General features: G+C 75.3%; 17 protein-coding genes. 13 read left to right on the top strand and 4 right to left on the bottom strand.

Features of this window, described 5'->3' with window-relative positions; genetic code table 11:
- Window positions 1-259 precede the first annotated feature (259 nt).
- From DWV08_RS09695 to proC, 5 genes are all read left to right on the top strand, one after another.
- Entirely contained in the window at window positions 260-1,096 is an 837-nt protein-coding gene (locus DWV08_RS09695) for a DeoR/GlpR family DNA-binding transcription regulator (protein ID WP_115413597.1), read from the top strand.
- 60 nt (window positions 1,097-1,156) lie between these two features.
- Window positions 1,157-5,992, top strand: a complete 4,836-nt coding sequence (locus tag DWV08_RS09690; protein ID WP_115413596.1) for a DUF4011 domain-containing protein — start codon at window positions 1,157-1,159, stop codon at window positions 5,990-5,992.
- On the top strand, window positions 5,989-6,234 hold the full coding sequence (locus DWV08_RS09685) for a hypothetical protein (protein ID WP_115413595.1): 246 nt from the start codon (window positions 5,989-5,991) through the stop codon (window positions 6,232-6,234). The genes DWV08_RS09690 and DWV08_RS09685 overlap by 4 nt, the downstream gene beginning before the upstream one ends.
- Before the next feature lie 139 nt (window positions 6,235-6,373).
- Entirely contained in the window at window positions 6,374-7,312 is a 939-nt protein-coding gene (locus tag DWV08_RS09680) for a DUF368 domain-containing protein (RefSeq protein WP_115413594.1), read from the top strand.
- 55 nt (window positions 7,313-7,367) lie between these two features.
- Window positions 7,368-8,228: a pyrroline-5-carboxylate reductase gene (gene proC, locus DWV08_RS09675; RefSeq protein WP_115413593.1), complete on the top strand. Its 861-nt coding sequence runs from the start codon at window positions 7,368-7,370 to the stop codon at window positions 8,226-8,228.
- A 138-nt stretch (window positions 8,229-8,366) separates the two neighbouring features.
- Here the strand turns inward: proC and DWV08_RS09670 are convergent, their stop codons facing one another.
- Window positions 8,367-9,032: a potassium channel family protein gene (locus tag DWV08_RS09670; RefSeq protein ID WP_115413592.1), complete on the bottom strand. Its 666-nt coding sequence runs from the start codon at window positions 9,030-9,032 to the stop codon at window positions 8,367-8,369.
- A 79-nt stretch (window positions 9,033-9,111) separates the two neighbouring features.
- Window positions 9,112-10,530 (bottom strand): TrkH family potassium uptake protein, encoded by a 1,419-nt coding sequence (locus tag DWV08_RS09665; RefSeq protein WP_115413591.1) that lies wholly within the window; start codon window positions 10,528-10,530, stop codon window positions 9,112-9,114.
- A 124-nt stretch (window positions 10,531-10,654) separates the two neighbouring features.
- Between DWV08_RS09665 and DWV08_RS09660 the strand changes: the two genes are divergently transcribed.
- The 4 genes from DWV08_RS09660 to DWV08_RS09645 all read left to right on the top strand — a co-directional run bounded on the left by DWV08_RS09660 (window position 10,655) and on the right by DWV08_RS09645 (window position 15,770).
- Window positions 10,655-11,932: an acetoin utilization protein AcuC gene (locus tag DWV08_RS09660; RefSeq protein ID WP_115413590.1), complete on the top strand. Its 1,278-nt coding sequence runs from the start codon at window positions 10,655-10,657 to the stop codon at window positions 11,930-11,932.
- 71 nt (window positions 11,933-12,003) lie between these two features.
- Complete coding sequence (locus DWV08_RS09655) at window positions 12,004-13,803, top strand: dynamin family protein (protein WP_115413589.1); 1,800 nt, start codon at window positions 12,004-12,006, stop codon at window positions 13,801-13,803.
- Window positions 13,800-15,509 carry a dynamin family protein gene (locus DWV08_RS09650; RefSeq protein ID WP_115413588.1) on the top strand — a complete coding sequence of 570 codons (1,710 nt, stop codon included), beginning with the start codon at window positions 13,800-13,802 and terminating at the stop codon, window positions 15,507-15,509. The genes DWV08_RS09655 and DWV08_RS09650 overlap by 4 nt, the downstream gene beginning before the upstream one ends.
- A 162-nt stretch (window positions 15,510-15,671) precedes the next feature.
- Window positions 15,672-15,770 (top strand): 30S ribosomal protein bS22, encoded by a 99-nt coding sequence (locus tag DWV08_RS09645; protein WP_019174583.1) that lies wholly within the window; start codon window positions 15,672-15,674, stop codon window positions 15,768-15,770.
- Between the two features lie 82 nt (window positions 15,771-15,852).
- On the opposite strand, the gene DWV08_RS09640 is transcribed toward DWV08_RS09645, so the two are convergent.
- Both DWV08_RS09640 and DWV08_RS09635 read right to left on the bottom strand, forming a co-directional pair.
- Window positions 15,853-16,158 carry a glutaredoxin family protein gene (locus DWV08_RS09640; protein WP_115413587.1) on the bottom strand — a complete coding sequence of 102 codons (306 nt, stop codon included), beginning with the start codon at window positions 16,156-16,158 and terminating at the stop codon, window positions 15,853-15,855.
- Between the two features lie 198 nt (window positions 16,159-16,356).
- Window positions 16,357-16,887, bottom strand: a complete 531-nt coding sequence (locus DWV08_RS09635) for a YceI family protein (protein WP_115413586.1) — start codon at window positions 16,885-16,887, stop codon at window positions 16,357-16,359.
- A gap of 121 nt (window positions 16,888-17,008) precedes the next feature.
- Here DWV08_RS09635 and DWV08_RS09630 point away from each other — a divergent pair, with 121 nt between their 5' ends.
- From DWV08_RS09630 to DWV08_RS09615, 4 genes are all read left to right on the top strand, one after another.
- Window positions 17,009-17,557, top strand: coding sequence for a MarR family winged helix-turn-helix transcriptional regulator (locus tag DWV08_RS09630; RefSeq protein ID WP_115413585.1), 549 nt, complete (start codon window positions 17,009-17,011; stop codon window positions 17,555-17,557).
- Window positions 17,558-17,632: 75 nt separating this feature from the next.
- Window positions 17,633-18,280, top strand: a complete 648-nt coding sequence (locus tag DWV08_RS09625) for a histidine phosphatase family protein (RefSeq protein ID WP_115413584.1) — start codon at window positions 17,633-17,635, stop codon at window positions 18,278-18,280.
- Window positions 18,277-18,867, top strand: a complete 591-nt coding sequence (locus DWV08_RS09620) for a TlpA family protein disulfide reductase (protein ID WP_115413583.1) — start codon at window positions 18,277-18,279, stop codon at window positions 18,865-18,867. The genes DWV08_RS09625 and DWV08_RS09620 overlap by 4 nt, the downstream gene beginning before the upstream one ends.
- A complete protein-coding gene (locus DWV08_RS09615) occupies window positions 18,864-19,652 on the top strand; it encodes a cytochrome c biogenesis CcdA family protein (RefSeq protein WP_115413582.1) in 789 nt (262 codons plus the stop codon). The genes DWV08_RS09620 and DWV08_RS09615 overlap by 4 nt, the downstream gene beginning before the upstream one ends.
- Window positions 19,653-19,687: the final 35 nt, after the last annotated feature.

Raw genomic sequence — 19,687 nt, 5'->3', positions numbered from 1 at the left:
CTGCGGTCTGTGCGACCGGGAGTCGGTGCGACCGGGAGGGGGACTCAGTCCTCCTGCTTCTCGTCACCGCCCAGGCCGATCTGATCGCGCGCCGCGTCCAGACCGGAGTCGACCTGATCGTCGACGCTGTCCGGGGCGACGGTGCCGACCTATGCACACCAGCGGCCGTGACTCAAACGTGACGTCCGCTCCTCGCCCCACGTGGTGATCTCTGCACGATCGCGCACCGAGCACGCGGAGAACGCGCAATACTGACCGCGTGACACCGCGCACCGCAGCTCACGACTCGACCCCGTCGTCCCCGCCCAACGACCGCACCGCGCGCTGGGACCACGTGCTCACCCTGCTCGCCTCCACCAAGCGGCTCAGCGTCTCCGAGGTGGCCGCGGAGCTGGGCGTGAGCGAGTCCACCGTGCGCCGCGACTTCGTGGAGATGGAGCGGGCCCAGCTGGCCCGCCGCACCCACGGCGGGATCGTCGCGGTGGACGTCGCCTACTCGCTGGCGACCGTGCCGCGCCGGGCCGACGTGGACTCCGTGCAGCGCGAGCGCGTGGCGGACGCCGCCGCGGCGATGGTGGAGCCGGGGCAGATCATCGGCTTCAACGGCGGGCGCACCACCACCGCCACCGCCCGTCGGGCCGTGGCCCGCCCGGACATCGACGCCCGCGACGGGATGCCGGGCCTCACCGTGGTGTGCGCGGCGCTGAACATCGCCACCGAAGCCGTGCTGCGCCCCTCGGTGCGCACCGTGGTGCTCGGCGGCGTCGCCGAGCCGTACTCCTTCGAGCTGACCGGCCCTCTCGCCACCGCCACCATGCGCGACCTGTGGCTGGACACGATGTTCGTGGGCACCGTGGGCCTGGACCTGGGGGCGGGGCTCACCTGCAACTCCGATGCCGAGGCGGGGGTCACCCGGATCATGATCGGGCACTCCCGGCGCGTGGTGGGCCTGGCCACGGCGGACAAGATCGGTCATCGGGCCCTGGCCGGGATCTGCCCGGTCTCCGTGCTCACCGACCTCGTCATCGCCGGGGACGTCCCCGAGGATCTGCGCGCCCATCTGCAGGAGGCCTCGGTGCGGCTGCACGAGGTGTGAGCACCGCGGCGCGGCACGCCTGCGCGGGAGCGGGTCCCCGCGCCGGTAGCGTTGGGGTCCATGTGGAGTTTCCTGCGTGGGAAGAAGCGGTCGGAGTCCTCGGGCGAGGACGTCCCGCCCCGCGACGACGCCCTGTCGGCCCTGGCGGACGAGCGCCGGCAGGCACGGAGCGAGGCGGCGCGTCGCGCCGCCGAGGAGCAGGCCGCCGCCCGGACCGACCACCGGGCCGGGACCGGGCAGCAGGCCTCGTTCGCTGAGCCCGCGGCGCAGGGGAGCACCGAGGGCGAGACCGCCGCGGGGGCCGCCGCACGCAGCGGCGGCTACGAGGTGGTGCTGGAGCCGCACAGCGAGGAGGTGGGCGCCGGCATCGCCCCCGAGCAGGGGGAGGACGACCTCCCCGCCACCCCGCGCGAGCACCGCCCGCTCAGCCGCGAGGACCGCGTGGCCGACGCCCTGGACCGCTGGTCCCAGCAGATCACCGGCGGCGTCCACGCCCCGTCGTTCCTCACCCAGATCCGCGCCGGCGGCGTGGTGCTGGACCTCACCCACTCCCACCCCTCCGGCCTCGCCCAGCTGCTGGCGGGGCGCGGCCCCACGCGCCTGTCGTCCCTGGTGCGGGAGGTGGGCGCGCTCGCCGACGCCCGCGCCCATGCCCGCTCCATCCGCGAGATCGCCGAGCGGCACGCGGAGGAGGTGGGCCTGACCACCTGCCACCTCGGCATCGGCGAGGCGATCTGGTACCCGGAGGACGGCTCCGCCCCCGTCCACGCCCCCGTGCTGGTGCGGCCGATCACCCTGCGCCTGCGCGGCAACGCCCGCGAGGACGTGGACCTCGAGGTCGATGCCACCGCGGATCTGAACCCGGTGCTGCTGCGCGCCCTGCGCGAGGCCGGCGTCGCGGTGGACGCCCGCGCCCTGCTGGCCACCACCGACGGCTCCCACGGCTTCGACCCGAACCCTGTGCTGGACGCCTTCCGCTCGCTGGGGCAGCCGCTGCCCGGCTTCCGGGTGGTGCACGCCCTGGTGGTGGGCAACCTGATGGACGCCGCCGGCTCCGTCGCCGAGGACCTCCACGCCGACCGCACCGACTGGGCCGCCTCCCCGCTGGTCGCCGCGCTCGCCGGCGACGAGGAGGCGTGCACCGCGGTGCGCGGCACCGCGGCCGAGGGCGAGGTGCCCGAGGTGCCCGAGGAGGAGCTGGCCGCCGCCGTCGATCCCGGCCACCGGGCGGTGCTGGCCCGGGTGCTGGCGGGTCAGGACCTCGCCGTCGCCACCCCGCCGGGCACCACCAGCCTCGACCTCGTGATCGACCTCGCCGAGGAGCTCAACGCCCGCGGCCGCTCCGTGCTGATCGTCTCCCAGCGCCGGCGCAACCTGTCCCAGCTGGTGCGGATCGCGGGCTCGCGCGGTCTCGAGGAGCTGGTGTTCGACCTCTCCCCGGATCCGTCGCTGCAGCGCAACGCCTCCGCGGCCCTGCTGCGCAGTCTGCGCCGTGCCGGCTCCCACGGCCTGGGCCCGGACCACGCCGCCCCGGAGGAGCTCGGCGCCAGCCGCGACATCCTGGTGGGGCACGTCGAGGCGATGCACCGCGTGCAGGAGCCGTGGGACGCCTCCGCGCACGACGCGATCTCCGCGCTCGCCGCCCTCACCCGCCTGCAGCCGGCGCCGCGCACCCAGGTGCGGCTGCGGGCGGACGTCGCCGCGCAGATGATCGGCGAGGACCGCGACCGCTTCGCCGACGCGCTGCGCGAGGCGGCCGAGGTGGGCGTGCTCACCACCGGCCCGGAGACCACCGCCTGGTACGGGGCGCCGATCAGCTCCGACACCCAGGCCGCCCGCGCCGCCGAGCTGGTGGACGAGCTGCGCGACGAGGTGCTGCCGCAGCTGGTGCGCGCCGGGGAGCGCAGCGGCGGCGAGCTGGGCCTCACCGAGCCCGCCACCCTGGAGCAGCTGCAGGAGCGGATCGCGCTGCTGGACCGGGTGCGCACCCTGCTGTCCACCTTCCAGGGCGCCGTCTTCGCGGCGCCGCTGGCCGATCTCGTGGCCGCCACGGCGGACAAGCGCTGGCGCGAGGAGCGCGGCGTGACGATGGGCTTCGGGCTGCGCCGCCGCCTGCGCAAGGAGGCCGCCGCGCTGCAGCGCCCCGCCGCGCTCTCCCCGGATCTGCACCAGGACCTGGTGGAGGCGCGCGCGGTCGCCGACCGGTGGCGGCGCGCCGCCGTCGCCGACGGAACGGCCGAGCCCGAGGGCGAGGACGCCGGCCCCGGCGGCACCGCCTCCTCCGGGGCGTCCGGCACGACGAGGCCCTCCGTGCCGGAGGAGCTCGAGTCGATCCGCCGCGCCGCCGCACGGGCCGAGAAGGTGCTCGACGAGCTCGCGGTGCTGCTGGACGGCACCGCCACCGGTGCGGACCTCGCCCGCACGGACCTGGGCGAGCTCGCAGGCCGCATCGACGCCCTCCACCGGGACCGCGAGGACCTCGAGACCCTCCCGCGCCGCACCGAGCTGCTGCGCCGCCTGGGCTTCGACGGCCTCGGCGAACTGGTGGAGGATCTCCGCACCCGGCGGGTCCCCCAGGACCAGGTGGCCGCGGAGCTGGAGCTGGCCTGGTGGGGCAGCGTGCTGGAGCTGATCGCCGGCGCGGAGCCCACCATCTCGCAGTACGACGGCACCTCCCTCTCCCAGGTCGCCGAGCGGTTCCGCCGCCTGGACGCCGAGCATCTCGCCGGGGCCTCCGCCCGCGTGCACGCCGCGGCCGACGAGACCCGGGTGGAGACCATGAAGACCTACCCGGACACCTCCCGCTCCGCGATCGCGGAGCTGGCCCGCTCCTCCACCGTCTCCATCCGGGACCTCGCCGCGAAGTACGAGGACATCCTGTTCGCGGCGCGTCCCGCCTGGCTCGCCTCCCCGTACCTGGTGCCGCAGGTGATCCCGCGCGGCAGCCACTTCGACGTGGTGATCGTGGCCGACGGCGGGCGCCTGCCCACCGCCGCCGCGCTGCCCTCGATCGTGCGCGCCGCGCAGACGGTGGTGGTGGGGGACCCGCTCGAGTACGGCGGCGACTCCGCCCCCAGCCTGCTGGACGACATGCTGCGGATCGCCCCGCATGTGGAGGTCCTGCGCGACCCGCACCCCGCCACCGAGGGGCTGCGCGGCTTCGCGCAGCGCCGCGCCCTCGCCGGCGAGGTGGTCGCGGTGCCCAGCCCGATCGCCCCGGAGCGGGACCGCCTGGTCACCGTGGAGAACGGTCGCGGCCCGGTCACCGAGGGCATGGAGTACGTGGAGAGCACCGAGGCGGAGCTGCGCCGGGTCACCGATCTGGTGATCGAGCACGCCCGGACCCGGCCCGAGCGCTCGCTGGCGGTGCTCACCTTCACCGCGGAGCACGCCCGGCGCCTCATGGAGCGCATCATGAACACCGTCTCGGTGATCCCGGCGCTGCGGGAGTACTTCGACCCGGGCGCCAAGGAGGTGTTCACGGTGCTGCCGGCGGATCAGGCCACCGCCGTGGTGCGGGACGACATCCTCGTCTCGGTGGGCTTCGGGATGACCCCGCACGGCCGCCTCCTGCACCGCTTCGGCCCGCTCTCCGAGGCGGGCGGCCGCAAGGCCCTGGCCACCGTGATCACCCGGGCCCGGGGCCGCACCACGGTGGTCTCCTCGATCGGGGTGCAGGATCTCGACCACGCCCGGCTCCGCTCCGACGGCGCCCGGGACCTGCGCGCCATGCTGTGGGTGCTGCAGGGCGGCCCGGACGTGCCGGTGCTCCCGCACGTCGCGGCGCTCACCGGCAGCGAGGAGGAGATCGCCCCGCCGCAGCCCGCGCCCCGGCCCGCCGTCCCCGTCCCCGCGGGGGAGGCCGCCTCCGGCACCGCGCCCGCCCCCGGCGCCGCACGTTCCGCGACCGCGCCCGCTCACACGCCCGACCCCCGCGCCGCGGCCGACGGCGCGGGCGGCGACGGAGTGTCCGCCGAGGCCGGCTCCGCGACGGAGCTCTCCGACGAGGACCTCGACGCCGCGATCGAGGCCGCGATGTCCCGCCGCGCCGGCGACTCCGCCGACGAGCCGGCGGCGCAGCACGCCGCCAGCGCGGCGCAGGACGCCGTGCCCGCCGCGCTGGACGCAGAGCCGGGATCGCAGGATGCAGAGTCCGCGGCGCAGGAGGACGGTGCGGCGTCGCCGTCGGCCGCCGAGGAGCCCGCGGAGGCAGGAGCCGGCGCCGACGGGACCGCGGCCCCGTCCGAGCCCGCGGTCGCCCAGGAGCCCGCCCCGGCGCCGCGCGCCCCCCGCGCCCTGGAGACCGACGCCCTGGTGCAGGACCTCGCGGATCGCCTGCACCGCCTGGGCCTGCTGGTGGAGCGCGACTTCGGGCTCTCCGCCGACAGGATCGAGCTGGCTCTCGGCCACCCGGACATGCCCGGGCGGATGTTGCTCGCGGTGGACACCGACGGCTCCCACTACGTGGACACCCCCAGCCAGCGCGAGCGCGACCGGCTGCGGGCCGAGCGGCTCGAGGCGGCCGGCTGGGCGACCGAGCGGGTGTGGTCGTGGGCGCTGTTCATCGATCCGGACGGCGAGGCCGAGCGGATCCGCCGCGCCGTGGACCGGGCGCTGCGCCTGGTGCAGGCGGAGGAGAGCTCCGCCTCGCCCTCGGGCGTGGGCACCATCCGCCACCGCCTGCCGCGGCCCCAGATCCCTGCCGGGCACCCGCTGTCCTTCTACTCCAGCGACGACTTCGACGCGGTGGTCGAGTACATCTGCTCCGACGGCCGGGCCCGGCTCGAGGAGCACCTCGCCACCGAGGTGCGCAGCTTCCTGGGCTTCGAGCAGCGCTCCGTGCTGCTGGACGTCTCCGTCTCCAGCGCGATCCGCCGCTACCAGGAACGGCAGTGAACGGCTCCTCCGCCTCCCCCTCCGGCGTGGGAGGGGCGCGTCCCGCCCGACGGGTGGTCATCTCCTCCCTCACCGGGAAGCCGCTGGACTGGGACGGCGCCGAGGAGCCGGAGCGCTCAGCCCCGTCCCGCCCGGTGCTGCCGGACAGGGTGGAGGCCGAGGCCCCGGAGCCCGGCGCCGACGAGTCCAACGACGCCCGCCTCACCGAGGACGTGCCGCCGCACTGGGGCGGCGGGGCCTGAGGCGGCGGGGCCCAGGCGGCAGGGCCCGAGGCGGTAGGGCCCGAGGCAGCGGGGTCCGCGCGGCGCCTGCGGCGTGCCGGGGGTCACTCACGGCGCGGCCTGCGGCGGCACGGGGCAGGATGCTCCGTAGTCTGTGCCCATGACGGACGCCCCCGCCCCCGCCCCCGCGACGCCCGAGCCGGCGACCCCGCGTCACCGCAACCCGCTCGGGAACGCGCTGCGCGGTGCCCTGATCGGCCTGGTCGAGACCGTCCCCGGCGTGAGCGGCGGCACGGTCGCGCTGGTCACCGGGATCTACGACGAGCTCATCGACGCCGGCCACCGCCTCACCGATGCCGGCCGCCACCTGCTCTCCGGCCCGGACCGGCTCGCCGGCACGCGGGAACGGCTGCGCGCGGTGCCCTGGCTGCTGCTGATCCCGCTGCTGATCGGGATGGCCGCCGCGGTGCTCACCGTCGCCGGGCCCGTCGCCTCGCTGGTGGAAGACCATCCGCGCACCATGCGCGCCCTCTTCCTGGGCCTGGTCGCGGGCTCCGTGCTGGTGCCGGTGCGGCTCTCCGGCGGGCGCTGGCGCGGCCCGGAGATCGGCCTGTTCGTCGTCGGCACGCTCGCCGGCCTCGCCCTGACCTCGCTGCCCGCCACCGCGCTGGAGCCCAGCCCGTGGATCGTCGCGCCCGCCGCCGCCGTGGCCGTGTGCGCGCTGGTGCTGCCGGGCGTCTCCGGCTCGTTCCTGCTGCTGAGCGTGGGACTGTACGAGCCCACCCTGCACGCGGTGGACACCCGGGACGTGGGATACCTCGCCTGGTTCGGCCTGTGGGCGGTGGTGGGCCTGGTGGTGATCGTGCGGCTGATGCGCCACCTGCTCACCCACCACCACCGCGGCACCATGGTGGTCCTTGCCGGGATCATGATCGGCGCGCTGCGCAGCCTCTGGCCGTGGCAGAGCGAGTCCGGCGCGCTGCAGGGCCCCGGCGCGGACTGGCCGCTGATGCTGGTGCTCGCCGTCGCCGGAGTGGCGTGCGTGCAGCTGCTGGTGCTGCTCGAGTCCCGCCTCGCCGCCCGCTCCGCCGCTCGCTGACCGCCGCCCGCCGACCGCGGCGCGAGGTCCGTCGGCCCCGCGTAGGCTGGCGGGCATGAACGACACCGCCACCACCGCTGACAGCACCGCCGCCTCGGCGCCGGACCTCGCCGCCGTGCGCGTCGCCCTGATCGGGGCGGGCAACATGGGCGGCCCCGTGGGTCGCGCGATGCTCGCCGCCGGGGTGCGCCCCGCGCACCTGCGCATCGCCAACTCCACCCCCGCCAGCAGCGAGCGGGCCGCCGCCGAGCTCGGCGCCACCGCCGCCGCCTCCCGCGCGGAGGCCGTCGCGGAGGCCGACGTGGTGGTGCTGGGCGTGAAGCCGTACCAGATCCTCGACCTGGTCGCGGAGCTGCGCGACGAGCTGCCCGCCGGCACGCTGGTGCTCTCCCTCGCCGCCGGCACCACCCTGGCCCGGATCGAGGAGGCCCTCGGCGGCGACTGCGCCGCCGCCCGCGCGATGCCCAACACCCCCATCGCGGTGGGGGAGGGGGCCGTGGGCCTGATGCGCGGCAGCGCCGTCACCGACGCCCAGCACGCCCTGCTCCACGCCCTCTTCGCCCGCGCCGGCGCGGTCGTGGACATCATCGAGCAGCAGGTCCACGCCTTCATCGGCGCGGCCGGCTCCCTGCCCGCCTTCGTGTTCACGCTCATCGAGGCGATGACCGACGAGGCCGTGCGCCTGGGCCTGAAGCGCGACCTCGCCGCCACCCTGGTGCAGCAGACCGTGCGCGGCGCCGCCACGATGCTCAGCGAGAGCGGCACCCATCCCGCGGTCGCGAAGAACGCCGTCTCCAGCCCCGGCGGCACCACGGTGCAGGGTCTCGCGGCGCTCGAGCGCGAGGGCGTGCGGGCCGGGGTCGCGGCCGCGATGGCCGCCGCGGCGGAGACCTCCCGGGCCATGAGCGGGGACTGAGCCGCCGCCGACCGACGGAGGGCCGGCCCCCGCCCCGGCCGCCGCAGGGCCGGCCGCTGAGCCGCCCGAGGGCCGGGCCGTCCCGGTCGCCGGGCCGCCCGGGGGCCGGCGGCCTCCCGGTGAGCCCGTCGGCCTCCCTCAGGGGCGGTGCGAGAACTTCTCGATCAGCTCGGTGCGCCCCGAGACGATGAGCAGGTCGTGCGCGGCCACCATCGTCTCGGGCACCGCATAGGTGAAGTCCTTGCCCGGCGACTTCACGCCCACCACCGTCACCCCGTGGGCGCGGCGGATGTCCGACTCGGCGAGGGTCATGCCCTGCACCTCCCTCGGCGGGCGCATCTTCACGATCGCGAAGTCGTCGTCGAACTCGATGAAGTCCATCAGGCGGCCGTTGACCAGGTGCGCCACCCGCTTGCCGGCATCGGCCTCCGGATACACCACGTGGTGGCAGCCGATGCGCTGCAGGATCCGGCCGTGCGCCGAGGAGATCGCCTTCGCCCAGATCACCGGCTTGCCCAGATCCACCAGGTTCGCCGCGATCAGCACGCTGGACTCGATGGAGGTGCCCACGCCCACCACCGCGATCGAGAAGTCCGAGGCCCCCACCTGGTCGAGCACCTCGGGCTGGGTGGCGTCGGCGCGCACCACGTGGGTGAGCTGGCCGGAGTACTTCTGCACCAGCTCCTCGCTGGTGTCGATCGCGAGCACCTGGGTGCCCAGCTTCTCGAGCGTGAGGGCGATGGAGGCGCCGAAGCGGCCCAGCCCGATCATCAGCACTCCCTCGTCGCGCGTGCTGCGTGGCATGTCTGCTCCTCGGTGAGGTCTCTCGCGGGGCGCCGCGAACGGGGCGGGCACAGTCTAAGCGCGCCCCCGGGGTGGTCGCTCAGCCGACGATCGGCCGTTCGTAGGGCAGCTGGATCATCCGCACCCGCGTGCGCACCGCGAGCGCCGCGCCCAGGGTCATCGGGCCCAGGCGCCCCACGTACATGCACACGATCAGCACCCACTTCGCCTCCGTGGGCAGTGCCGTGGTGATGCCGGTGGAGAGCCCCACCGTGCCGTAGGCGGAGAGCACCTCGAACAGGGTCTGGTCCAGCGTGTACGGGGTGAGGCGCAGCATCAGGAAGGTCGCCAGGAACACCACGGACACGCTCATCACCAGCACGCCGATCGCCTGGCGGATGGTCTCGTGCGGGATGCGGCGCCCGAACACCTCCACGTCGGGGTTGCCGCGGATCTCCGCCCAGATCGCGAGCATCAGCAGCGCGAAGGTGGTCACCCGGATGCCGCCGGCGGTGGAGCCGGAGCCGCCGCCGATGAACATCAGCAGATCGGTGAGCAGTCGCGATTCGGCCGTCATCTGCCCCACGTCGATCGTGGAGAAGCCGCCGGAGCGGGGCATCACGGCCGCGAACGCGGCGCCGAGCACCTTGGTGGGCCAGGTGCGGTCCCCGAAGGTGGCGGGGTTGGCCCACTCCAGCGCGAGGAACCCGAGGAAGCCCACCAGGAACAGCCCGGCCGTGGTGCTCAGCGTGAGCTTCGCGTGCACGCTCCACTTCCGCGGCGTGCGCAGCCTCTTGACCACCACCAGGATCACCGGGAAGCCCAGGGAGCCCACCAGCACCGCGAGACCGATCGGGATGGTGAAGAACGGATCGGCCACGTACTGCACCGTGCCGGCGGCCTCGGGCACGAAGCCGGCGTTGTTGAAGGCGCTCACCGCGTAGAACAGGCCCAGGAACAGCGATTCGAGCATCCCGTGCTCGGTGACCACCATGTACGGCGTCAGCGCCACGAAGGTCATGAGCTCGAACACGGTGGAGGTGATGAGGATGACCCGCAGCACGCCGCCCACCTCGGCGAGGCGCTCCGCGCGCGTCTCCTGCGCGGTGATCACCCGCTGCGCGAGCCCCAGCCGGTGCATCACCGACAGGCTCAGCAGCGAGGCGACCGTCATCAGGCCCAGGCCGCCGAGCTTGATCGCCACCAGGATCACCACCAGGCCGAAGGTGCTCCAGTGCACCCCGGTCTCCACCGTGACCAGCCCGGTCACGCAGATCGCCGAGACCGCCGTGAACAGCGCATCGGTGAGGGTGGTGGTCTCACCGGGGGCGGTGGCCGCCGGGAGCATCAGCAGCGCGGTGAACGCCCCGATCAGCAGCGTGAACACGCCCAGCGCGATCCGCGCCGGCGTGGCCCGGGTGAGCGAGTGCAGCAGCACGCGCCACTGGGGCGGGCGCTCGGGCACGCGCCGTCCGAGCGGTCGCCGACGCTGATCGGCGCGTCTGCCCGGTGTGCTCATGCCGCTCCTCGTCCCCCGGTGCTCGCCCGGCGCTCATGGTCCGCGGCAGTCTACGGCGCACGCCCCGGCGGCGCGCGGCGGTCGGCGCGACACGCGAGGGCGTGGGCTGGGTACGCTTCGGGCCATGCCCGATGCCGCGCCGCCCCCACCCGTCCACCGCCCGGCGGGCGCCGAGTCCGCGCCCGGGGCCACCGGGATCGTGTGGGACGAGGCGCTGTGCGAGTACGACTTCGGTCCCTTCCACCCGATGGCACCGATCCGGCTCTCCCTCACCCGGGCGCTCGCCGAGGGCGCGGGGCTGCTCGCCCGGCCCGGCGTGGAGCAGCTCGAGGCACCGGTGGCGAGCACGGCGCAGCTCGAGCGCGTGCACACCGCGGAGTACCTCGGCGCGGTCCAGCGCGCCTCCCGGCCCCGGGAGGAGCTGGACGTCCACGACCTCGACCACCTGCTCCGCTTCGGCATCGGCGGGGACGACGTGCCCCTCTTCCCCGGCATGCACACCGCCTCCGCCCGGATCGCCGGCGGGGCGATCGCCGCGGTGGACGCGATCCGTGCCGGCCGCGTGCGCCGGGCCGTGCACTTCGCCGGCGGGCTCCACCACGCCAAGGCCGCGAGCGCCTCCGGCTTCTGCGTGTACAACGACGCCGCGCTCGCGATCCGCCACGCCCTCGACGCCGGCGAGGAGCGGGTGATGTACCTCGACGTGGACGTCCACCACGGCGACGGCGTGGAGCGGATCCTGTGGGACGAGCCGCGCGCGATCACCCTCTCCGTCCACGAGACGGGGGAGCGGCTGTTCCCCGGCACCGGCTTCGTGCAGGACCGCGGTGGGCCGGGCGCCGAGGGCACCGCGATCAACGTGCCCCTGCCGCGGCGCACCACGGCCGACGGCTGGGTGCGGGCGCTGCGCGCCACGATCCCCGCCCTGGTGCGGGCGGTGCGTCCCACCCTCCTGGTCACCCAGCACGGTGCGGACACCCACCGCCTGGACCCGCTGGCCGATCTCTCGGTCACCCTCGAGGCGCAGTGCGAGGCCATGCTGCTGATGCGCGAGCTGGCCGACGAGGTGTGCGACGGCCGCTGGCTCGCCCTCGGCGGCGGCGGGTACGCCGTGATCGACGTGGTCCCGCGCTCCTGGGCGCAGCTGATCGCGGTGGCGACCGGGGAGCCGCTGGCCCCGGATGCGCCGCTGCCGGAGTCGTTCCTGGCCGCGGCCGCCGCGGAGCGCGAGGCGCACGGCCTCTCCCCGGAGCCGGGCATCCTCACCGTCGGCGAGGGGCGGCCGGTCGCCGCCCGCGACTGGCGGGACGGCTTCGACCCGGAGGACGAGCTGGACCGTGCGGTGCAGGCTGCGCGTCGCTCCGCGTTCCCCGAGTGGGGACTGGATCCGTTCCTCGACTGAGCCATGTCCTGCCACAATGGCGATCCGAGGGCCCGCGACCCGGGCCCCGGAGCCAGGAGGCGGGGGGAGTCATGACCACCACGACCAGCCAGGTGCTCGACGACTTCGCCGCGCACCTGCGGGCGCTCGAGCTGCCGCTGCCCCTTCCCGGGGCGGAGCAGGCCCGCGGCGAGGCCGCCGCGGCGCTGTCCCAGCTCGGCGACCACGTGATGCCGCGCCTGGAGTCGCTCGACGCCCCGCTGCTGGTGGTGGTGGGCGGCTCGACCGGCGCCGGCAAGTCCACCCTCGTCAACGCCCTGGTGGGCGCGCCCGTGAGCCTCTCCGGTGCGCTCCGGCCCACGACGCGCCGGCCCGTGCTGCTGCACCACCCCGCGGACGAGCCCTGGTTCACCGGCCCCCGGATCCTGCCGGGCCTCGCCCGCGTGCACGCCGGGCCCCGCGCGGGAGTGGACGCCCCGCCGACGCCGGAGTCCCCGTCGGCGGTCGAGTCCCCGTCGGCGGTCGAGTCCCCGTCGGCGGTCGGGGACCTCGACCCGGCCACCACGCTCGCGCTCCACGCCCAGGGCAGGATCCCGCAGGGGCTCGCGCTGCTGGACGCCCCGGACATCGACTCCGTCGCCGCCGGCAACCGGGAGCTGGCCCGGCAGCTGCTGCGCGCCGCCGATCTGTGGCTGTTCGTCACCACCGCCAACCGCTACGCCGATGCGGTGCCGTGGGAGGTGCTGGGCACCGCCGCCGCGCGCGAGGTGACCGTGGACGTGGTGATGAACCGGATCCCCGACCGGGAGGGCGTGGCCCAGGAGCTCGCCGAGGACCTCCGCGGCATGCTGGAACGGCAGGGCATCGAGGTGGAGCGCCTGTTCCTGGTGCACGAGACCGCGATCGACGCCGAGGGCATGCTCCCCCCGGCCGTGATCGCCGAGCTGCAGGAGCACCTCGCCGCGCTCGCCGCGGACGCGGAGGCCCGCGCCCGGATCGCCCGCCGCACCCTCGCCGGCGCGCTGGACGGCCTGGCCGGCTCCGCCCGGGACGTCGCCGCGCACGCCACCGCCCAGGACGACGCCCGCGCGCAGCTGCGCACGGAGGCCGAGAGCGCGTTCTCCGGGGCGCGCGAGCGGATCGACGCCGCGCTCGGCGACGGCTCCCTGCTGCGCGGCGAGGTGCTCTCCCGCTGGCAGGACGTGGTGGGCACGGGGGAGCTGATCCGCGGTCTCGAGGCCGTGGCGGGCCGGGCCCGCGACCGCCTGGGCCAGATGCTCACCGGCCGGCCCGCGCCCGCCGTCGCCGCGGAGCAGGCGCTGGGCAGCAGCCTGGTGCACGTGGTGCTCGACGAGATCGCCCGCGGCGCCGAGCGGGCGGACACCGCCTGGCGCGCCGGCCCCGCCGGTCGCCACCTCGCCGAGGGGCAGGACCTCGCCCGCGTGCCCGACAGCAGCGAGGAGCGGGTCGCCGCCGCGATCCGCGCCTGGCAGGGGGACGTGCTGGAGCTGGTGCGCGCCGAGGGTGCGGACCGCCGCACGAAGGCGCGCCTGCTCTCCCTGGGCGTGAACGCCGTGGGAGTGGCGCTGATGGTGGTGGTGTTCGCCTCCACCGCCTTCGTCCCCACCGGCCTCGAGGTGGGAGCGGGCGCCGCCACCGCCGTGGTGGGGCAGAAGCTGCTGGAGACGATCTTCGGCGACGAGGCCGTGCGCCGCATGGCCGCCGAGGCGCGGGAGCGCCTCACCGACCGGCTGGACGCCCTGGTCGCCGAGCGCTCCGCCCCCTTCCTGGAGCGGCTGGACGCGCTGGGACCCACGGGCGCCGGGGCGGAGCTCGAGGCCGACGCCGCCGCCCTGTCCCGCCTCGCCCACGACATCCGGGAGGACGGATGAGCCCCCTGCTGCGCCGCGCCGCGGCACGACCGGCGCCGCTGGCCGAGCGGATCGAGGCCCTGGACCGGGCCGTCGACGTGCTCGGTCCCCGCGCCCCCGCCGCGCCGGTGGACTCCGCACGCTCGCTGCTCGAGCGCATCGGCGACCGCCGCGCCCTCACCGCCGAGCACACCGTGGTGGGCCTCTTCGGCGCCACCGGCTCCGGGAAGTCCTCCCTGGTCAACGCCCTGGTGGGCACGGAGATCTCCCGCGCGGCGGTGCGCCGCCCCACCACCGGCGCGCCCGTCGCCGCGGTGCTCGGGGAGGACGGCGCCGACGCCCTGCTGGACTGGCTCGAGGTGGAGCAGCGCCACCACCTCGACGGCACCGACACCGCACTCGCCGTCGCCGCCGGGCAGCCGCCGAAGGGACGCCGCGCCCGCCGCGGGGCGCAGGCGCCGCCCGCGCTGGTGCTGCTGGACCTGCCGGACCTCGACTCCGTCACCCGCACGAACCGTGAGATCGCCGAGCGGATGACGGGCCTGGTGGACGTGCTGGTGTGGGTCACGGATCCGCAGAAGTACGCCGACGCGGTGCTGCACCAGGAGTTCGTGCAGCGCTTCGCCGGGCACGACGCCGTGACCCTGCTGGTCCTCAACCAGATCGACCGGCTGCGGGAGGCGGAGCGCGGCCCCGTGCTCGCCTCCCTCGAGGAGCTCGCCCGGGGCGACGGCCTGGAGGGCGCCCCGGTGCTGGGCGTCTCCGCGAGCACCGGGGAGGGGGTCGAGGAGCTGCGGGAGAAGCTGCTCTCGGTGGCACGCAGCCGGGAGGCGACCGCGGAGCGGCACCGCGCCGACGTGCGCGGGGCGGCCGAGGAGCTGCTCGCCGCCGCCGACCCGCGCGGCCTGCCCGAGGAGGTCGCCCCCGCCACGGTCGACGCGCTGGTGGAGGATCTCTCCACGGCCGCGCGCGTGGAGCCGGTGGCCCGCGCCGTGGGCGCCTCCTACCGCTTCCGCGCCGCCGGCCGCACCGGCTGGCCGCCGCTGCGCTGGCTGCGACGGGTGCGGCCGGATCCGCTGCGACGGCTCGGCATCGGCCAGCAGCGGGACGGCGAGGGCCTGGAGCGCACCTCGCTGCCCGAGGCGGACGCCGGCTCCCGGGCCCGCGCCGCGGACGGCCTGCGCCGCTTCGCCGACCACGCCTCCGACGGGGGCGGCGACGCCTGGCGCGCCGCGGTGCGCCGCGCCGCCCGCTCCCACGAGGAGGAGCTGCCCGACGCGCTCGACCAGGCCGTCGCCGAGGCGGACCTCCGCGCCGGCACCACCTCGTGGTGGTGGCCGGTGCTGGACGTGGTGCAGTGGCTGGCGCTGCTCACCTGGGTGGTGGGCCTGGGCTGGCTGGCGCTGAACATGCTGCTGGTGTTCCTCGGCGTCCCGCCGCCGCCGATGCCGATGGTCGAGGAGCTGTGGATCCCGATCCCGCTGCCCACGGTGCTGGTGGTGCTCGGGATCGCCGCCGGGATCCTGGTGGGCGTCGCGGCCGGGGCGGTGGCGGCGCTGACCGGCTCCTGGCACCGCCGGCGCGCCCGGCGGGTGCTGGTGGCCCGGGTGCGCGAGGTCGCGCACGAGCTGGTGGTGGCCGAGGTCGAGGAGGAGCTGGAGCGGGCGGGCGCGACTGCGAGGGATCTCGCACTGGCGCGCGGCGGCGAGGGTGCGGGCGCCGTGTAGAATGGCTGGTCGACCGTGGCGTCGGGCCCGCATGGAGCTGACGGGGCGGCTGGAAGCACCCATCGAGTGCCTCGCAGCGCCCCTCCGTGCAGTCTCCGCGGGCCGCGCATACCTGATCCGCTGCACCATCGCAGGCATCGTCCTGCAGAACTGAGGCTTCCTATGGGTTCAGTCGTCAAGAAGCGACGCAAGCGCATGTCCAAGAAGAAGCACCGCAAGCTGCTTCGCAAGACCCGTCACCAGCGCCGCAACAAGAAGTGAGCGCTCGCTGACGCAGTGCGGCCCCCGCCCGATGGCGGGGGCCGCACTGCGTTCAGGGGCCGGAGGTCCGGGCGTCGCGCGCTCAGGCGCGGCCGGTGAGGCGGCGCCACCAGGGCCGGCGCGACAGGGCGGTGCGCAGGGCGGGCGCCTCCACCCGGTAGCGGGCGTGCACACGCCCGTCCACGATGATCACCGGGACGTCGTGGTCCCAGTCGGCCTGCAGCGCCGGGTCCTCGTCGATGTCCCGCACCTCCACCGCGGTGCCGGCCCGATCCGCTTCGGCGCGCACCACCGGCAGCGCCTCCTCGCACAGGTGGCAGCCGGCGCGCGTGAGGTACAGGACGCGGGCGTCGGGATCGGCGGGGGAGGGGATGCGGGGCGCGGTCATGGAGCGCACCCTATCCGTCCCGGCGCCGCGGCCGTCCCGATCCCCTCCGACCCGGCGCCCCCTCCGACCCGGCGCCGCCTCCGCCCCGGTGCGCGATCGGCCCGCCCGCGCGGCGAGCGTCCTGCCCGTACACGACAGACGGGCCGCCCGCGCGCGGCGGACGGCCCGTCAGGGATGCGCCGGGGGCCGCGGGGCGGTTCAGGCGGCGGTGGGCGCCGTGAACTCGGCCTCGATGGAGATCTTGACCTCGTCGGCCACCAGCACGCCGCCGGCCTCGAGGGCGGCGTTCCAGGTGAGGCCGAACTCCTTGCGGGAGATCGTGGTCTCACCGGTGAAGCCGGCGCGGTAGGTGCCGAAGGGATCGGTGGCCGCGCCCTCGTAGGCGAAGTCCAGGCTGACCGGCTTGGTGATGTCGCGGATGGTGAGCTCGCCGGTGAGGGTCTCGCCCTCGACCCCGGTGGAGGTGAAGCGGATCTCCGGGAAGGTCTCCGCGTCGAAGAAGTCGCCGCTGCGCAGGTGGCCGTCGCGATCGGCGTTGGAGGTGCTGACCGACTCGGTCTTCAGGGTGGCGGAGAAGGCGAGGTCCTGGCCGCCCTCGGCCACCTGCAGGGCGCCCTCGAGCTCGGTGAACTGGCCGCGCACCTTGGAGATGCCGGCGTGGCGCACGGTGAAGGAGGCGGCGGTGTGGGTGGGATCGAGGGTCCAGGTGCCGGGGGTGAGGTCGTTCATGGGGATCTCCTTGAGATGATCGGGGTGCCGGGCGGCGTCTCCGCCCCGGGTTCTGCTTGAAATCTAAACTAAACTGGGGGATGATGGCAAGCATCCGCCCCACCGAAAAGAGGACGATGTGATGCACACCATGAAGGCAGGCGGCGCGGGGGCGCCCTCCACCGCGGACGGGCTCTGGCTCAGCGGCGACGAGCAGGAGGCCTGGCGCACCTACCTGTACGCGACAACGCTGCTGGCGGACCGCTTCAGTGAGGCGCTGCAGTCGGACCCGGAGATCGCGCTCACCCTGGGCGAGTACGAGATCCTGGTGCGGCTCTCCGAGGCGGAGGACCAGTTCCTGCGCATGTCCGAGCTCGCGGACAAGGTGGTCCATTCCCGCTCCCGCCTCACCCACACCGTGAGCCGCATGGAGAAGCGCGGACTGGTGGAGCGGGTGCGCTGTGCGGCCGACGGGCGCGGCCGGCAGGCCCAGCTCACCCGGGAGGGGCGGGAGATGCTCGAGCGCGCCGCCCCCGTGCACGTGCGCTCCGTGCGCACGCACCTGCTGGACGTGATCGGGCACGACGACCTGCTCGAGCTGGGCCGGATCCTGGGCCGCACCCTCGACGAGGACGCCCCGATCGCGATCGGATGTCCTGCTGGTCACGGTGGTGAGGCCGCTCCCCGCTGACGCGGAGGTTCGGTTGGTACCGTGAGGCGGCTCGGGCCCCAGCCCGCAGCGCGAGAGCGAAAGAGGATCCGCCCCATGAGCACGACCACGGTCCACCTGGTCCGCCACGGCGAGGTGCGCAACCCCGAACGCATCCTGTACGGGCGCCTGCCGGGGTACCGGCTCACCGAGCGCGGCGAGCAGATGGCCGCGCTGGTGGGCGATCACCTCGCCGCCGCCGATGTCGCCCTGGTGCGCTCCTCCCCGCTGCTGCGCGCCCAGCAGACCGCCGCCCCGATCGCGGCCCCGCACGGCCTGGAGGTCACCGCCGACCAGCGGCTGATCGAGTCCGGGAACCGCTTCGAGGGGCAGCGGATGGGCCACGGCGACGCCCGGCTCTCCGATCCGCGGAACTGGCGCTGGTTCCTCGACCCCTTCCGCCCCTCCTGGGGCGAGCCCTATCGCGAGCAGGTGGCCCGCGTGGTCTCCGCCGTGCAGGACGCCCGCGAGCAGGCCGAGGGCCGGGAGGCGGTGCTGGTGCTGCACCAGCTGCCGATCTGGGTCACCCGCCGCAGCGCGGAGGGCAAGCCGCTCTGGCACGATCCCCGTCGGCGCCAGTGCGGGCTGTGCTCGGTGACCAGCCTGCGCTTCGTGGGCCCGCACCTGGCGGGCGTGGACTACGCCGAGCCCGCCGCCGCCCTCTACGACGGGGCCGTCGACGCCACAGGAGGCCGGCTCACGTGACCACGCATCCCACCCGGCGCCGCCTGCTGGGCGCCGCCGGCTCCCTCACGGGCGCGCTCCTGCTGGCCGCCTGCGGGACTGACACCTCCGACCGCTACTCCTCCGGCGAGGCCGGCTACGTCTCCGGCACCGGCGTGGCCGTGGAGATCGCCGCCGCGGACCGCGCCGAGCCGCTCGAGATCGTGGGCACCACCTACGACGACGAGGAGTTCACCTCCGCCTCCCACCGCGGGGACGTGCTGGTGGTGAACGTCTGGTACGCCTCCTGCCCGCCCTGCCGCAAGGAGGCCCCGGACCTCCAGGCCATCCACGAGGACTACCAGGACCAGGGCGTGCAGTTCGTGGGTGTCAACGTGCGCGACGCCGAGGGCCCTGCCCGCGCCTTCGAGGAGACCTACGGCATCACCTACCCGTCCATGCCCGATGCGGACGCGGAGATCATGTACGCGCTGCGCGGCCAGGTGGCCCCCAACGCCGTGCCCTCCACCCTGGTGCTGGACCGCGAGGGCCGGGTCGCCGCCCGCATCTCCGGCGCGGCGGACCCCTCCGTGCTGCGCGCGATGATCGATGCGGTGATCGAGGAATGACCCTCGCCGAGATCGGGAGTGCCTTCCAGGCCACGGCGCTCTCCGGGGCGATCCTGCCCGCCCTCGCGGTCGCCGCCGCGGCGGGCCTGGTCGCGTTCCTCTCGCCGTGCGTGCTGCCCGTGGTGCCCGGCTACCTGGGCTACGTCTCCGGTCTCGCCGGGCAGGGCACCTCCGGGGCTTCTGCCCGCACCCGCCCCGCCACCGGGCGCATGCTCGCCGGCAGCGCTCTGTTCGTGGCCGGGTTCACCGTGGTGTTCCTGATCCTGGGCGGTTTCGCGGGGGCGCTGGGTTATCTGCTGCAGGAGTACGCGCTGTGGATCGACCGGGTGGCCGGAGCGATCGTGATCCTCATGGGCCTGGTGTTCATGGGGGTGATCCCCGGACTGTCCGGCACCCGCCGCGTCTCCACGAAGCGGCCGGACGCCGGACTGCTGGGCGCCCCGGTGATGGGGCTGATCTTCGGTCTCAGCTGGACCCCGTGCATCGGCCCCACGTATGCGGCGATCGTCGCGCTGTCCCTGGACGGCGGCGACGGGGCGGTGCTGCGCGGCGCCCTGCTCTCCCTCGCCTACTCGCTGGGCCTGGGCATCCCCTTCGTGCTGTTCGCGCTGCTGTTCGACCGCGCGCTGGGCGTGAGCAGGAAGCTCGCCGCGCACCGCCGCACCATCGGCCTGCTCTCCGGGGCGCTGCTGATCGCGATCGGCGTGCTGCTGATGACTGGCGTGTGGGCGGACTGGATGAGCCGCCTGCAGGGCATGATCTCGACCTTCGAGCCGGTGGTGTGATGACGCAGGAGACGAACGGCCCGACGTCGCAGGAC

Origin of the sequence: Brachybacterium saurashtrense (assembly GCF_003355475.1) — a bacterium.
GTDB lineage: Bacteria > Actinomycetota > Actinomycetes > Actinomycetales > Dermabacteraceae > Brachybacterium > Brachybacterium saurashtrense.
This window is presented reverse-complemented; position numbering and strand designations above follow the sequence as displayed.

Bases quoted from the DNA above. Each gene is read 5' to 3' on its own strand.
- DWV08_RS09690 (WP_115413596.1), top strand. From the start codon at position 1,157: ATGTGGAGTTTCCTGCGTGGGAAGAAGCGGTCGGAGTCCTCGGGCGAG.
- DWV08_RS09680 (WP_115413594.1), top strand. From the start codon at position 6,374: ATGACGGACGCCCCCGCCCCCGCCCCCGCGACGCCCGAGCCGGCGACC.
- proC (WP_115413593.1), top strand. From the start codon at position 7,368: ATGAACGACACCGCCACCACCGCTGACAGCACCGCCGCCTCGGCGCCG.
- DWV08_RS09670 (WP_115413592.1), bottom strand. From the start codon at position 9,032: ATGCCACGCAGCACGCGCGACGAGGGAGTGCTGATGATCGGGCTGGGC.
- DWV08_RS09665 (WP_115413591.1), bottom strand. From the start codon at position 10,530: ATGAGCACACCGGGCAGACGCGCCGATCAGCGTCGGCGACCGCTCGGA.
- DWV08_RS09660 (WP_115413590.1), top strand. From the start codon at position 10,655: ATGCCCGATGCCGCGCCGCCCCCACCCGTCCACCGCCCGGCGGGCGCC.
- DWV08_RS09655 (WP_115413589.1), top strand. From the start codon at position 12,004: ATGACCACCACGACCAGCCAGGTGCTCGACGACTTCGCCGCGCACCTG.
- DWV08_RS09650 (WP_115413588.1), top strand. From the start codon at position 13,800: ATGAGCCCCCTGCTGCGCCGCGCCGCGGCACGACCGGCGCCGCTGGCC.
- DWV08_RS09645 (WP_019174583.1), top strand. From the start codon at position 15,672: ATGGGTTCAGTCGTCAAGAAGCGACGCAAGCGCATGTCCAAGAAGAAG.
- DWV08_RS09640 (WP_115413587.1), bottom strand. From the start codon at position 16,158: ATGACCGCGCCCCGCATCCCCTCCCCCGCCGATCCCGACGCCCGCGTC.
- DWV08_RS09635 (WP_115413586.1), bottom strand. From the start codon at position 16,887: ATGAACGACCTCACCCCCGGCACCTGGACCCTCGATCCCACCCACACC.
- DWV08_RS09630 (WP_115413585.1), top strand. From the start codon at position 17,009: ATGCACACCATGAAGGCAGGCGGCGCGGGGGCGCCCTCCACCGCGGAC.
- DWV08_RS09625 (WP_115413584.1), top strand. From the start codon at position 17,633: ATGAGCACGACCACGGTCCACCTGGTCCGCCACGGCGAGGTGCGCAAC.
- DWV08_RS09615 (WP_115413582.1), top strand. From the start codon at position 18,864: ATGACCCTCGCCGAGATCGGGAGTGCCTTCCAGGCCACGGCGCTCTCC.